The sequence below is a fragment of the Shimia aestuarii genome (genome assembly GCF_022814865.1).
Lineage (GTDB): Bacteria > Pseudomonadota > Alphaproteobacteria > Rhodobacterales > Rhodobacteraceae > Shimia > Shimia aestuarii_A.
In genome coordinates this window covers 42898-56067 of record NZ_JAKVRD010000002.1, presented here as the reverse complement: position 1 = coordinate 56067, position 13170 = coordinate 42898, and the positions used below count along the sequence as shown (strand labels likewise).

Sequence of the window (13170 nt, the reverse complement as noted above, 5' to 3'; positions counted from 1 at the left end):
CTTAGGCGTCCAGTGCGCGGCAATCCTCCGGCAACCAGCCGATCTCGATCTGCTCGCCCGGCTTCAGGCGAACCTGGTCCGGAGCATTCCGGGTCTTGATAATGAACTCATCATTCCCGGCGACCCGGAGACGGGTCCGGAAGATGTCCCCCATATAGATAAACTCAAGCACTTCGGCCTTGAGCGTGTGCGCCCCTTCTTGGAGGCGCTCTTTATTGTATTCGACGCGCTCGGGGCGGATCGAAACCCGTGTGCGTGCACCCGGCTGCACCGAGTCGTGCACGGGGTTGCAGTCGATCAGTTCGCCGTCATCGAGCTGAACCAGCGCGCGGCCGTTCTTGATCTCTTTGACGGTGCCCTCAAGCGTGTTGTTCTCGCCAATAAACTGCGCCACGAAGCTGTTGATCGGTGCTTCATAAAGCTGATCGGGCGGCGCGAGCTGCTGAATGCGACCATCGTCAAACACGGCAACACGGTCCGACATGGTCAGCGCTTCGGTCTGGTCGTGCGTCACGTAGACCGTCGTAATACCGAGGCTGTGGGCGAGGTGCGTGATCTCGAACTGCATCTTCTCACGCAGCTGCTTGTCCAGCGCGCCGAGCGGTTCGTCCATCAGAACAAGCTCAGGTTCGAACACCAGAGCACGCGCCAGAGCGACACGCTGCTGCTGGCCGCCCGAAAGCTGCGCCGGGCGACGGCCGCCAAAGCTGCCCATCTCGACCATGTCGAGGGCACGCTTGATCTTTTCCTCGCGCTCCGATTTGCCAAGCTTGCGTACCTCGAGCGGGAAGCTCAGGTTCTCGGCAATCGTCATGTGGGGGAAAAGCGCGTAGTTCTGAAAGACCATGCCGATGCCGCGCTTGTGCGGCGGGATGTTGTTGATGGAGACGCCGTCGAGGCGGATGTCACCATGCGTTGCGGTTTCAAAACCGGCAAGCATCATGAGGCAAGTTGTTTTGCCGGAACCGGACGGCCCGAGCATCGTGAGAAACTCGCCTTTCGGCATTTGGAGGTTGAGATCTTTTACGACGAGCGTTTCGCCATCATAGCTTTTCTGGACGCGTTCGAATTCAACGAAAGCGTCGTTCGATGCAGAATCGGCCAAAACTGGCTCCCTGTGTTGTTTATCTGGCAGATTGTTTCTGCCCTATTGCTTGAAATGTAAGCACACCCAATCGGGTAAGTGCAACACCAGATACAAAACACGACCGTAGGGCCGAGGTCACCCGTTTCAGTGCATGTTTTGCGACGGTTCATACAATTTTTCCGACATATGCCTCCTGTTTGGGCCGTCGGAGGCTGGGAACCGTGCTCGAAAAAATCGTGGCTAAACGCCTTTACAGCAGGGGCCATCAACCAATGGTTGCGGCCCCATCTTGAGACTATCCAAGACCCTGCACAGACAGCGAGCATCCAAAAGGGATTGTGGGGAAAAATTGAGCGCCCGACACCTGAATGTCGGGCGCAATCATTTCATCTTCGGCCTGACTTAGGCGAGCAGATCTTCTTTCTGAAGCTGGGAATAGGTCAGGTCTAGTGCCCGAGTCGCCCGCTCAATCAGGGTGTCGATCTCTGCTTTCGAGATGATGAGCGGCGGCGAAATGACCATCCGATCGCCCACGTGACGCATGATCAGATTGTTGGCAAAGCAATGCTCGCGGCATTTGAACCCCACGGTGCCGGCAGGCGCCTTGAAAGCTGCGCGGGTCGCTTTGTTCGGGGTCAGGGCAATCGAGCCCATCATGCCAACAATCTTCGCCTCGCCGACAAGCGGGTGATCCGCGAGAGCTTCCCATTTTTCCTTCAGATACGGCGCAGTCTCTTCACGCACCGTGTCGATAATATGCTCTTCTTCGAGAATCCGCAGGTTCTCGAGCGCGACTGCGGCGGCGACCGGGTGCCCGGAGTAAGTGTAGCCGTGATTGAACTCGGTTCCACCGATGACTTTCGCCACCTCGTCGGACAGGATCGAGGCCGCAATCGGCACGTAGCCCGAACTCAACCCCTTGGCGATGGTCATAATATCGGGACGGATACCGAGAGTTTGCGAGCCAAACCACTGCCCGGTTCGACCAAAGCCACAAATGACCTCATCCGCGATCAGAAGGATTTCATACTTGTCGCAGATACGCTGTATCTCGGGCCAATAGCTGTCGGGTGCCACGATCACACCGCCCGCTCCCTGCACCGGTTCTGCGATAAAGGCCGCGACCCGATCCTCGCCAAGCTCGATAATAGCTTCTTCCAATTCGCGCGCGCGCGCGAGGCCGAACTCTTCCGGGGACATGTCGCCACCTTCGGCATACCAGTCAGGTTGGTTTAGGTGATGGATATCCGGGATCGGGAGACCACCTTGGGCATGCATGCCGCTCATGCCGCCAAGGCTTGCCGCTGCGACGGTCGACCCGTGGTAGGCGTTCTTGCGGCTGATGACGACTTTCTTCTCAGGCTTGCCCTTCTCTGCCCAATAGGTCCGCACGAGACGCAGATTGGTGTCGTTCGCCTCGGAGCCAGAGCCGCCATAGAAGACATGGTTGAGATCCCCCGGCGCCAGCTCGGCTAGCTTGGCCGATAGGGCGATCACGGGCACATGGGTCGTCTGGAAAAACGTGTTGTAGTAGGGCAGTTCACGCATCTGGCGCGCGGCAACCTCGGCCAACTCCTCGCGGCCATAGCCAATATTTACGCACCAGAGGCCTGCCATCGCATCCAGGATTTCTTCGCCTTCGGAATCGACAAGCGTCACGCCCTTGGCGCGGGTGATGACACGGGCGCCTTTCTCGGCAAGCTCTCCTTGCGCAGTGAAGGGATGAACGTGATGTGCCGCATCCAGAGCCTGCAGCTCGGTCGTCGGCATGTGATTGGTGATCATACTCATAAGCGTGCCTCTTGAGATAGGAAGGAGCCGATCAGCGGCATCGGCAAAGCTACACGCAGAATATGATCAAATTTTTACGTGTCAATCATCTCGCCCGACTGAGCGTTCTCCATGAGCACCTCCCGGACTTGCTCCATGCCCTGCACAACGTCATCTCGAATGGCGATCGCCGCGGCCTCGCCATCGTTTGCCCGCAACGCTGCGAGCGTTTCCTTGTGCTTGTCCGGTAGGTTCTGAGTTCCCATGCGACCACAGACAACACGCAGCGACGGGCCGAAGCGAAGCCAGAGGCTCTCGACGATAGAAGTCAGGATTGGCGCATCGGCGATCCGGTAGAGCTTTGAATGGAATTCAAAATTCAGGTGCAGATATGCTCCGACATCGCCCAGAGAGATCGCGACGTCGAGCGCCGTATCGATCTCTTCGAGTGCATTGATCTCGGCGGGGGTGGCTTTTTTCGTCGCTCTTCTCGCGAGTTCCGGCTCAAGCGCTTTGCGCGCAAAGATCAATTCTTCAATGCAGGCGGTGTCTGGCGTCGGCACAGTAACACGCCGATTCCCTTGAAATTCCAAGGCTCCTTCTGACGTGAGACGGCGAATCGCCTCGCGGACTGGGGTCATTCCAGCGCCGAGAATCTCAACAAGCCCTTGGATTGTGACCGGTTGTCCCGGTGCGAGTTCTCCAAAAAGAATGCGGGTCCGCAGATCTTCATACACCTGCTGATGAACGGGAATACGTTGTGGAATTTCATCAGGATAGGCATCCAACTGCCTTGGGGTGCCAACGCCTGCCATTTGTGCAAATCTCCCTTATCACGCCGTCGTTTCTTGCAGATTTCCGCGGCTCTCGAATAATCCGATGTTGCCATATGCCCCAAACTTGATCAAAAATTTTCTCGTGATTTTCGGTCGGGCACATGTCCGACAATCCAACGGGAGACAAAAATGAAACACACCCTTCTGACATTGACTGCCACCGTAGCTCTCGGCGCGATGGCTGCCAACGCCGAGGAAGTGCGCGTCTACAACTGGTCCGATTACATCGACGAAGAACTTCTGACCAAGTTCGAAGAAGAGACCGGCATCGACCTGATCTATGACGTGTTCGACTCTAACGAAGTTCTCGAAACCAAGATGCTCGCCGGCGGGTCCGGTTATGACGTCGTGGTGCCGACCGGTTCGTTCCTTGCGCGCCAGATCTCTGCGGGAGCTTTCCAGAAGCTCGACTTCTCGATGCTGCCCAACGAAGCGAACATGTGGGACAAAATCAAAGCCCGCACCGCGAACTACGATCCCGACAACGAGTACTCCATCAACTACATGTGGGGCACGACAGGCATTGGCGTGAACGTCGGCAAGGTCAAAGAGATCCTTGGCGAAGACGCTCCGATGGACTCGCTCGCACTGATCTTCGATCCGGCCAACATGGAGAAGCTTGGCGAATGCGGCGTGCATTTCCTCGACGCTCCGGACGAGATGATCCCCGCCGCGCTCAAATATATCGGTGAGAACCCGAACACGATGGACGCGGATGTGGTCGCCAAGGCCGAACCGGTCCTGATGGGTGTGCGCCCTTACGTGCAGAAGTTCCACAGCTCGGAATACATCAACGCTCTGGCAAACGGTGATATCTGTGTGGCCTTTGGGTGGTCCGGCGATATCCTTCAGGCGCGTGACCGCGCAGACGAGGCGGATAACGGCGTCGAGATCGCATACTATGCGCCGAAGGAAGGCGCTCTGATGTGGTTTGACCAAATGGCGATCCCGGTTGACGCTCCGAACCCGGAAGGCGCGCACAAGTTCCTGAACTTCATCATGGATGCCGAGAACATGGCCGCCGCGTCAAACTATGTTTATTACGCGAACGGCAACCTCGCTTCTCAGGAGTTCCTCGAGGAAGACGTGATCGGCGATCCGTCGATTTATCCGAGCGAGGAAACCGTCGAGAACCTCTACACCAAGGACGGCTACCCGCCGAAGGTTCAGCGTAAAGCGACCCGTATGTGGACCAAGATCAAGTCCGGCACCTGATCTTTCTCAACAACCAGGCCCGCGCGTTCGCTTGACGCGCGGGCCATTTCTTACGGGAGTGGGCCATATGCCTCAGGACGTCTTCGCCCCTTGGCTTGATCCGGATGAGAAACCAATCATCCAGTTTAAGAACGTCACCAAACGCTTTGGCGATTTCATAGCCATCGACGATCTCACGATTGATATATACGAACGCGAGTTCTTTGCTCTTCTCGGTCCCTCGGGCTGCGGCAAGACGACGATGATGCGGATGCTCGCCGGGTTCGAAACACCGACCGAGGGTCATATTCTCCTCTCGGGTCAGGACATGGCCCCCGTACCGCCCAACAAACGCGCCGTGAACATGATGTTCCAATCCTACGCGCTTTTCCCGCATCTTTCCGTTTGGGACAATATCGCCTTTGGCCTGCGTCGTGATGGGATGCCCAAGGACGAACTGGGCGCCCGCGTGAGCGAAATGCTCCGCCTGACGCGGCTCGAGAAATTCGCACGGCGCAAACCGCACCAGATTTCCGGGGGTCAGCGTCAGCGCGTCGCCCTCGCCCGCTCGCTCGCCAAAGCACCCAAGCTCCTGCTGCTTGATGAACCGCTTGGCGCTCTCGACAAGAAACTGCGTCAGGAAACGCAGTTCGAGTTGATGGATATTCAGGAAAAGACCGGCACGACCTTTGTCATCGTGACCCACGATCAGGAAGAAGCGATGACCGTCGCGAGCCGTGTCGCAGTCATGGATCATGGTAAGATCGTACAGGTAGCCACACCCGCTGAGATTTATGAAACCCCGAATTCGACCTACGTCGCGGACTTCATCGGCGATGTGAACCTGATCGAGGGCAAGGCTGGCGCGAAGGACGGTGACAAGCTTGCCATCACATGGGGCGAAGGTCTGCCGGATATCATCGGCACGCCGCAGACGAGCTTCGACAAGGGCCAAACCGTGCATTTCGCCATTCGTCCTGAGAAGGTGGCAATCACGCATGATAAGCCCACGAATCCGACCGCGTTCCGGGGCAAGGTGCTTGATATCGCCTATCTCGGGAACCTCTCGACCTACCATGTCGAGCTTCCCAATGGACAAATCATCAAGGCCCAAACCGCCAACAACCGACGCATCTCGCGCCGGGGCTTTACTTGGGAAGACAAGGTCTGGGTAAGCTGGACGGACACCGCCGGTGTCTTGTTGGAGAACTGATATGCGCCGTCTCTTCCTGATCGCGGTGCCTTATCTCTGGTTGCTGGCGCTTTTCCTCGTGCCCTTCATTATTGTGCTGAAGATCGCGCTTTCGGATGCGTGGCTTGCGATCCCCCCCTATGTGCCAACCCTTGATGTCTCGGCAGGCTGGGCAGGGTTCAAGGAGTTCCTCTCCGGGCTTGATTTTGAGAACTTCATCTTCCTGACCGAAGACGATCTCTACTGGAAAGCCTACCTCTCGAGCCTCAAGATCGCGGCTATCTCTACCTTTCTGACATTGCTCGTCGGCTACCCGATTGCCTATGGCATGGCGAAAGCGCCGGATGAATGGCGTCCGACGCTGCTCATGCTCGTGATCCTGCCGTTCTGGACCTCGTTCCTGATCCGCGTCTATTCATGGATGGGCATCCTCAGCCAGGAGGGCTATCTCAATCAGCTTCTGATGTCCCTTGGTCTCATTTCCGAGCCGCTCATCATCCTGAACACCAACGCAGCGGTCTATATCGGCATCGTCTATACCTATCTGCCGTTCATGATCCTGCCGATCTACTCGGCCCTTGAAAAGCTCGACGCGAGCCTTCTCGAGGCCGCCGAAGACCTTGGTTGTTCGCGCTTTTCCGCCTTCTGGTTGGTGACGATACCACTTTCGAAACAAGGGATAATTGCGGGCTGTTTCCTCGTCTTCATCCCGACGATCGGCGAATTCGTCATCCCCTCGCTTCTCGGCGGGTCGCAAACCCTGATGATCGGCAAGGTGCTCTGGGAAGAGTTCTTCTCTAATCGCGATTGGCCAGTGGCCTCGGCGGTGGCGGTGATCCTGCTTTTGATCCTCGTGATCCCGATCATCTTGTTCCAACGCAACGAACAGAAACAGAGGGAGGCCGAAGGATGAGACGTTTCAGCTGGTTCAACGCAACCTCGCTTACGCTTGGCTTTGCCTTCCTCTACCTGCCGATGGTGATACTCATCATCTATAGCTTCAACGCGTCGAAACTTGTGACGGTCTGGGCTGGGTTCTCGACCAAATGGTATGGTGAACTGCTTCAGAACGAAGCGTTCCTTGATGCCGCTTGGGTCACTATCAAGGTCGCGGTCCTGAGCTCAACCATCGCCACGGTGCTCGGCACGATGGCGGCGATTGTCATGGTCCGCGCCGGACGGTTCTTTGGGCGCACCCTGTTTTCGGGGATGGTCTATGCACCGCTCGTCATGCCCGAAGTCATCACAGGCCTCTCTCTGCTCCTGCTTTTCATCGGGATCGGCCTTGATCGAGGGGTTCTGACCATCGTTCTCGCGCATACGACGTTCTCGATGTGCTATGTCTCGGTCGTTGTATCGTCGCGCCTCGTGAGCTTTGACAATTCCCTCGAAGAAGCGGCGCTCGACCTTGGTTGTTCGCCGTTTCAGGCCTTTCATCTCGTCACACTGCCGATCATCGCACCCGCTGTGATCTCCGGTTGGCTGCTTGCCTTTACACTGTCGCTCGACGATCTCGTCATCGCATCGTTCACATCCGGGCCATCGGCCACGACATTGCCAATGAAGATCTGGTCTTCTGTCCGCCTTGGTGTCAGCCCCGAGATCAACGCCCTGTCCACGATCATGATCGGTATTGTGACCATCGGCGTCATCTCGGCCTCGCTCATCTCAAAGAGCAAGGTTGCGCGGCAACAACGTGAGGAACGCGCGGCAGAGCGACTTTCGGCCGGATGACACGGATCTGCGACCCCTTTGTCTATGGTGATGGACCGGTTGAGACATGTTTCTGGAATGAAACGGTCGATGCCGTGTCCTATCCTATGCTGACCAGCGATGTATCGGCGGATGTGGCGATCATCGGCGGCGGCTATACGGGTTTGTCTGCAGCCCTGCACCTTGCCGAGGCCGGGCGCGATGTCGTTCTTCTGGACGAACAACAGCCAAGCTGGGGCGCATCGGGGCGCAATGGAGGGTTCTGCTGTCTTGGTGGGAGCCATATAGAACCCGCCACCCTTGCAAAGCGGATAGGTCAGAAAGCGGCACAGGACTATTTCCTCGCCGAACGTGATGCGGTTTCGTGTGTCGAAAATATCTTGGGAACGCACGAGATCGACGCTGATACCCACTCTAGGGGTGAAACCCTTCTTGCCCACCGCAAGCGCGACCTGCTTTCGCTTGAGAAGAAGGCCAAGGGGACCTCTGATCTTTATGGGGTCATGCCCGAACTTCTCTCACGCGACGACCTTGTGCGCCAAGGCATGAACGGCGATTTTCACGGTGGTCTCACGATCCCGATTGGGTTTGCCCTCAACCCAAAGAAATACGCGCTTGGCCTCGCACGTGCGGCACAAAGAGCAGGCGCGAGGATCCATGGCCAGACTTCGGTGACACGAATCTCAGGTCAATCAGGGGCATTCCGGCTCAAGACCGCGCAGGCAACGGTCTCCGCAAAGCAGGTTATCATCGCCACCAACGGGTATGGCCGCGAAACCGTTCCAAATTGGCTTGCCAATCGCTACATGCCCGCGCAGTCGAGCGTGATTGTGACCCGGCCGCTTTCCTCAGAAGAGCAAGAAGCTCAGGGATGGACCTCGGTGCAGATGGCCTATGACACCCGCGCCCTCCTGCACTATTTCCGTCTTATGCCAGATGGACGTTTCCTTTTCGGCATGCGAGGCGGTTTGCGAACGACGCATCGCGCGGATCAGGCCGTGCGACGTTTGATCAGACGTGATTTTGAGCAGATGTTTCCGGCTTGGAGTCACGTTGAAACGCCATACTACTGGTCCGGGTTCGTGTGTTTCGCGCGCAATCTGACGCCCTTCGCCGGCCCCGTGCCCGGGCATGAGGGGTTGTTTGCCAGCTTCGCCTATCATGGCAACGGTGTCGCAATGGCAAGCTATTGCGGCGCGCTTCTGGCCGAACAGATACTCGAACAGAGACAATTGCGCCGTCCAAAGGCTCTTACGGCCCCGCCAGGCCGGTTTCCCGGCGGGCGCTTTCGACGGCTCGCACTCTGGCCGGCCTATCTCGCCTATGGTTTGAGCGACCTGTAGTCACAACCAAAGTTCAGACAGGCGCTCGCAGCGCCGTCACATCGTCGGCGGCAACAGTTTGCCCGCCTTCAAGGACAAGGTTCAGCCCATCGCTCCCCATCCGCGCCTCGCGTACCCGCCCATAGGTCTCAAGCGGGATTTCTCCAAGGCTCTCGCCGGAGGAAAACCCTTCAAGCGAGAGAGAATAAAGGCCATTGGGCGCGCGTTGGCCCGCCGTCGTCTCGCCCATCCATGTGATACCGCCATCCGAATCCGCAACGGGCGCGCGATAGATCTCGAGACCATTTACATCGCGCACCACCAGATCGGTTTTCTCCGCCGTCGTGTCTATCTGCCCACTTGTCTCGATTGAGTTTCCGTCGAAATACGCAGCGCCCAAGCTGCGCACATCCATGCCGACCCAATCCGCCAGCGCCGCAAAGTCCGACGTCGCCAAGCGGGTTTTGATCGAAGCCAATAGATCATTGGTCAAGACCTGTTGCTCTACGCTCGAGAACGCCGCGAGCTGCGCCGCGAAGTCCGAGGCTTCGACCGGGTTTAGAGGGTCTTGGTTCTGCATCTGGACCGTCAACATCTTGAGAAAGGTCTCATAATCCGAAGAGCCCTCGGCCATTGCGGACGAGGTTCGCTCGCCGCGCGTGCCCAATGCCGCCTGAGCCTGTGTCGTAACTGCTTCCATGATCCCTCCTAGATGCGCATATCGAGGCCCGAGCGCTTCGCAATGCTGCCCGACGCCTCTCGCCGTGTGTCGTCAGACGGCATTTCTTCGATCACCGCGACTGTCCCGGGCTCTCCATCTTGCTCATCACGCGCCGAGTCTCCGCCAGACTGGAACGAGAACGAGACATCCCCGTAGCCAATCGCACGAAATTCCTGAGACAGGCTGTCGATATGGCGCCGCATGAGGTCAAGCGTCTCTGGCCGTTCCGCCTGAACAACGACACTCATCTGACCCTCCTGCCCAGAAAGGCTTAGCCGAACAGAACCAAGCTCTTCAGGACGAAGTGCGATATCAATGCCGTTTCCGGGTGTGAGCCGAATTGCTTCCGAAACCTGCCGAACCACGCTCAGAGCCTGTGGGTGTTCTGCATGGGGCCCGAGAACGGCGCCCCGAACGGACTGAAACATATCTCTTCCTGTCACTGCAGACCGGTCCGCGATAGGCGCCGCTTCCTCTACGAAGAATTCAGATCCTCCATCTCGCAAGGTCAGGCGCGATTCTGCCTTTGCCAGAGGTCCGGGCGCGATCGCAGCAGGCGTCGATTGCATGGGCGTGGTCCCCTGAGAGGTGGTTGTTGGGGCCACCTCACGTCGCGCACTAAGAAACAGGGGTGGGTCGACACGATTTGGTTCGGCGTGGGGCGAACGGCGCGACTCCTGCGGCGTGCCTTCTCTTGTCTCGGGCGCAATGGGGATCTTTCGGGTCGGATGCCCCTCTCGGGCTTGGCTCTCCGCCAGCCTCTCTGGCGCAGGTGGATCGCGGAGAGGGGTGGTGTTCGTTTGAAAATCCCTTGCGGTCGGATTCGAAGGGTCTCCTGACGCAGCTGGTGCCGCTTGAAGGAGACCCCCTTCGATTGAGGCGGGTCTGACTGCTACGGATCGGTTGGAGTGATCCGCGCTTTGGGCTGCGACGAGACTCTCTTTCGACACAGCCGCGCTCTTCGACGTATCGACACTCAGCGGGACAGAGATCTGGCTCGATCCCAACGCGCGCTGCTCTGGCAGACTCGACGTAGATGTCTCTGGCCGATCGACACGTACTTCTGCTTGCGCATCTGAACCCCTTTGCAACGGAACGAACTCAGGCTCTGCCGCGGTTTGGGGTGGATCCAAGCCCTCTTTCGCCGCCTCCGTCCAACTAGGAGCGTCCTTATCTTGAAGCGATCGGACGACCTCTGGTGACTTAGAATGAGACTCCTCTGCCTCGTCGGCCTTGGTCATCGCTTCGAGGTCATCGAGAAGCCATTCTTCGCCTTCGACGTCTTCGACCGCGCTGGTTGGCTCCTCTTTCGGCACGGCGGCAATTGTATTCTCCTGCGTGCCATCCTCTGCCACATCACTCACTTTCAAGTCGAGTTCCGCAAGAATAGAGACGAAATCTATCCTCCCCTCATGCCTCATCGCCCCTGTCCTGGGCGGCAGCACGATGGAATGGTGGAGTATGGTTTCTTGAGAGAGTTCAGGCAGCATGGGGCCTCCGGCGACAGGTGCAGTACGCCGATAAGAACGCCAACAGGGTTACCACTTCTTTACCGCTGATCGTCAAAATCAAGAAAACCGCTTCAACTTGGAGATATTGATATGACGGACCCGGTCTTGCCGATCACGCCACCGCCAACCTCCCAAACGCAAACCACATCGCGCCTTAAGGAGGTCGCGCAGGATCTTGAGGCGAGCTTTCTTGCAGAAATGCTCAAACACGCCGGCCTCGGAAAACCACGAGAGAGCTTTGGCGGAGGGGCTGGCGAGGACCAATTCGCATCCCTTCTGATCGAAACCCAAGCACACGCGATTGTCGATGCGGGCGGGATCGGCCTTGCCGAGTCGATCTTCCAAAGCTTGAAGGACAAGGCCGATGCCTAAACAGAACCACAGTGCACTTTTTGCATCTCTCGATGCCTTGCTTAGCGCAGAGAAGCGCGCATTGCTGGAGGGAGATATTGGCGCTCTCGCGGAAATCGGGGCAGAGAAAGCGCGTTTGCTCGATGCTCTCGAACATCTGGCTCCCGAGGATCGTGCACCGCTTCAGGCGCTGCAGGTGGCCGCAGGGCGCAATCAGGTCTTGATGGAGAGCGCGCTCGCTGGGATTCAGGATGTTGCTGAGCGCATGTCCTTGCTGCGCCAGGTGCGCGATTCCCTACAGACCTACGATGCGAAAGGTCAGAAATCCGACGTCTATCTCGCAAGCCCCGGGCGTCTTGAGAAACGCGCCTGACCTGCCCGCAGTACAACAGCCAGATTTGCATCAAAAGCCTCGTATCTGGATTGGCCGGATTAGCACTCCATTAGCGTTTTCCACCACACAGTCACACCGCATCCAACCGGATGGCGCCGGCCGACGAACGGTTCGGCACCTGTCAGAACGACATTCAAGACCGCCTTCGCGGTTACATCCAACGGGCGCAAAGCGCCTATGCATACAAGGAAAATGCCATGGCAACCTTCCAGGCACCACCGTGATGCCCGTCGCCAGCAACGACTTTCTTTCTCTTGATGATGACCGGAGACGCATTTTTCTGCGCGCTCATCTCACCACCTATTACTCACCCAATCCCGGGTGTAACAGGCCGTGCGTTACCGCCACCTTAACGTTTCAAATCGTCCTGATTTTCGCCGAACGCAAGTGCAAGCTGCTGAAGGAAGGCACGCCGCTCAAGGCCTGCCGGGATCGGCGGCAGGATACGCACGGTGATCGTGCCGGGGTATTTCAAGAGACTCCCCGCAGGCCAGCAATGGCCGGACTTTACCTGCACGGGCACCGCGTCGACCTTGGCAAGGTCGTAGAGCACCCCAACACCGCGCTGAATACGTTTCGGCGCGCCGCGTTGCCGTGTTCCGCTCGGAAAGATCAATAGCTTGCGCCCCCGCTTGATCGCTGCAACACCGGCCCGGAACCCGTCGCGCATCTGATCCGGCGTGCCCTTGCGGTCGATCGGTACATGCCCTGCCTTCTGCGCAACAAGCCCGACGACCGGATACGAGAACACCTCCTGCTTTGCGAACATGACAGGCTGATCAAGGAAGAGATGAAAGAAAAGCGTCTCCCAGGACGATTCATGCCAGGACGCAATGAGGCATGGCCCCTCGGGCAGATGCTCCGCCCCCTCGACGCGATAACGAATGCCACAGATAAGCCGCAGAAGGACGAGCTGAACCCTGAGATAAGCCGCTCCGACGCCCAGAAGATACCGTTCGGGCAGAAAGAAAACCGGCCAGAATAGAAGGAAAGGCACGAACGCTAGACCAGACAGAACATAGAACAACGCACTGCGTAGCCGGATCCCAAGCATATTTCGTGTCGTTGCGCCCATATCG

At 57.8% G+C, this 13170-nt stretch carries 13 protein-coding genes and 1 pseudogene; 7 read left to right on the top strand and 7 right to left on the bottom strand.

All coding sequences use genetic code 11. From position 1 onward, the window contains the following. Position 1: 1 nt before the first annotated feature. From MK745_RS02390 to MK745_RS02380, 3 genes are all read right to left on the bottom strand, one after another. Positions 2-1105, bottom strand: a complete 1104-nt coding sequence (locus MK745_RS02390) for an ABC transporter ATP-binding protein (protein WP_243611680.1) — start codon at positions 1103-1105, stop codon at positions 2-4. Positions 1106-1489: 384 nt separating this feature from the next. Further along, on the bottom strand, positions 1490-2878 hold the full coding sequence (locus MK745_RS02385) for an aspartate aminotransferase family protein (RefSeq protein WP_243611679.1): 1389 nt from the start codon (positions 2876-2878) through the stop codon (positions 1490-1492). A gap of 74 nt (positions 2879-2952) precedes the next feature. After that, on the bottom strand, positions 2953-3672 hold the full coding sequence (locus MK745_RS02380) for a GntR family transcriptional regulator (RefSeq protein ID WP_243611678.1): 720 nt from the start codon (positions 3670-3672) through the stop codon (positions 2953-2955). A gap of 150 nt (positions 3673-3822) precedes the next feature. On the opposite strand from MK745_RS02380, the gene MK745_RS02375 reads away from it, so the two are divergent. From MK745_RS02375 to MK745_RS02355, 5 genes are all read left to right on the top strand, one after another. Beyond that, the gene (locus MK745_RS02375) at positions 3823-4908 is read left to right on the top strand and encodes a polyamine ABC transporter substrate-binding protein (RefSeq protein WP_243611677.1); all 1086 of its coding nucleotides are present in this window, start codon (positions 3823-3825) and stop codon (positions 4906-4908) included. A gap of 67 nt (positions 4909-4975) precedes the next feature. Continuing rightward, positions 4976-6100 carry an ABC transporter ATP-binding protein gene (locus tag MK745_RS02370; RefSeq protein ID WP_243611676.1) on the top strand — a complete coding sequence of 375 codons (1125 nt, stop codon included), beginning with the start codon at positions 4976-4978 and terminating at the stop codon, positions 6098-6100. A gap of 1 nt (position 6101) precedes the next feature. After that, a complete protein-coding gene (locus MK745_RS02365; RefSeq protein ID WP_243611675.1) occupies positions 6102-6992 on the top strand; it encodes an ABC transporter permease subunit in 891 nt (296 codons plus the stop codon). Continuing rightward, positions 6989-7813, top strand: a complete 825-nt coding sequence (locus tag MK745_RS02360; RefSeq protein WP_243611674.1) for an ABC transporter permease — start codon at positions 6989-6991, stop codon at positions 7811-7813. The genes MK745_RS02365 and MK745_RS02360 overlap by 4 nt, the downstream gene beginning before the upstream one ends. Beyond that, positions 7810-9135: an NAD(P)/FAD-dependent oxidoreductase gene (locus MK745_RS02355; RefSeq protein WP_243611673.1), complete on the top strand. Its 1326-nt coding sequence runs from the start codon at positions 7810-7812 to the stop codon at positions 9133-9135. The genes MK745_RS02360 and MK745_RS02355 overlap by 4 nt, the downstream gene beginning before the upstream one ends. Positions 9136-9148: 13 nt before the next feature. On the opposite strand, the gene MK745_RS02350 is transcribed toward MK745_RS02355, so the two are convergent. Together MK745_RS02350 and MK745_RS02345 are read right to left on the bottom strand one after the other, a co-directional pair. Then, complete coding sequence (locus MK745_RS02350; RefSeq protein WP_243611672.1) at positions 9149-9814, bottom strand: flagellar hook capping FlgD N-terminal domain-containing protein; 666 nt, start codon at positions 9812-9814, stop codon at positions 9149-9151. Positions 9815-9822: 8 nt separating this feature from the next. Continuing rightward, on the bottom strand, positions 9823-10263 hold the full coding sequence (locus tag MK745_RS02345; RefSeq protein ID WP_243611671.1) for a flagellar hook-length control protein FliK: 441 nt from the start codon (positions 10261-10263) through the stop codon (positions 9823-9825). 1173 nt (positions 10264-11436) lie between these two features. On the opposite strand from MK745_RS02345, the gene MK745_RS02340 reads away from it, so the two are divergent. Beyond that, a complete protein-coding gene (locus tag MK745_RS02340; RefSeq protein WP_243611670.1) occupies positions 11437-11718 on the top strand; it encodes a rod-binding protein in 282 nt (93 codons plus the stop codon). After that, entirely contained in the window at positions 11711-12070 is a 360-nt protein-coding gene (locus MK745_RS02335; RefSeq protein ID WP_243611669.1) for a hypothetical protein, read from the top strand. Before MK745_RS02340 ends, MK745_RS02335 begins: the two co-directional genes overlap by 8 nt. A gap of 214 nt (positions 12071-12284) precedes the next feature. Here the strand turns inward: MK745_RS02335 and MK745_RS02330 are convergent. Beyond that, positions 12285-12383: pseudogene (locus MK745_RS02330) on the bottom strand (chemotaxis protein MotB); the annotation flags it as partial. A gap of 57 nt (positions 12384-12440) precedes the next feature. Beyond that, positions 12441-13166, bottom strand: coding sequence for a lysophospholipid acyltransferase family protein (locus MK745_RS02325; RefSeq protein ID WP_243611668.1), 726 nt, complete (start codon positions 13164-13166; stop codon positions 12441-12443). Between the last annotated feature and the right edge of the window lie 4 nt (positions 13167-13170).

Bases quoted from the DNA above. Each gene is read 5' to 3' on its own strand.
- MK745_RS02340 (WP_243611670.1), top strand. From the start codon at position 11,437: ATGACGGACCCGGTCTTGCCGATCACGCCACCGCCAACCTCCCAAACG.
- MK745_RS02335 (WP_243611669.1), top strand. From the start codon at position 11,711: ATGCCTAAACAGAACCACAGTGCACTTTTTGCATCTCTCGATGCCTTG.
- MK745_RS02350 (WP_243611672.1), bottom strand. From the start codon at position 9,814: ATGGAAGCAGTTACGACACAGGCTCAGGCGGCATTGGGCACGCGCGGC.
- MK745_RS02365 (WP_243611675.1), top strand. From the start codon at position 6,102: ATGCGCCGTCTCTTCCTGATCGCGGTGCCTTATCTCTGGTTGCTGGCG.
- MK745_RS02380 (WP_243611678.1), bottom strand. From the start codon at position 3,672: ATGGCAGGCGTTGGCACCCCAAGGCAGTTGGATGCCTATCCTGATGAA.
- MK745_RS02375 (WP_243611677.1), top strand. From the start codon at position 3,823: ATGAAACACACCCTTCTGACATTGACTGCCACCGTAGCTCTCGGCGCG.
- MK745_RS02360 (WP_243611674.1), top strand. From the start codon at position 6,989: ATGAGACGTTTCAGCTGGTTCAACGCAACCTCGCTTACGCTTGGCTTT.
- MK745_RS02370 (WP_243611676.1), top strand. From the start codon at position 4,976: ATGCCTCAGGACGTCTTCGCCCCTTGGCTTGATCCGGATGAGAAACCA.
- MK745_RS02355 (WP_243611673.1), top strand. From the start codon at position 7,810: ATGACACGGATCTGCGACCCCTTTGTCTATGGTGATGGACCGGTTGAG.
- MK745_RS02345 (WP_243611671.1), bottom strand. From the start codon at position 10,263: ATGTTTCAGTCCGTTCGGGGCGCCGTTCTCGGGCCCCATGCAGAACAC.
- MK745_RS02385 (WP_243611679.1), bottom strand. From the start codon at position 2,878: ATGAGTATGATCACCAATCACATGCCGACGACCGAGCTGCAGGCTCTG.
- MK745_RS02325 (WP_243611668.1), bottom strand. From the start codon at position 13,166: ATGGGCGCAACGACACGAAATATGCTTGGGATCCGGCTACGCAGTGCG.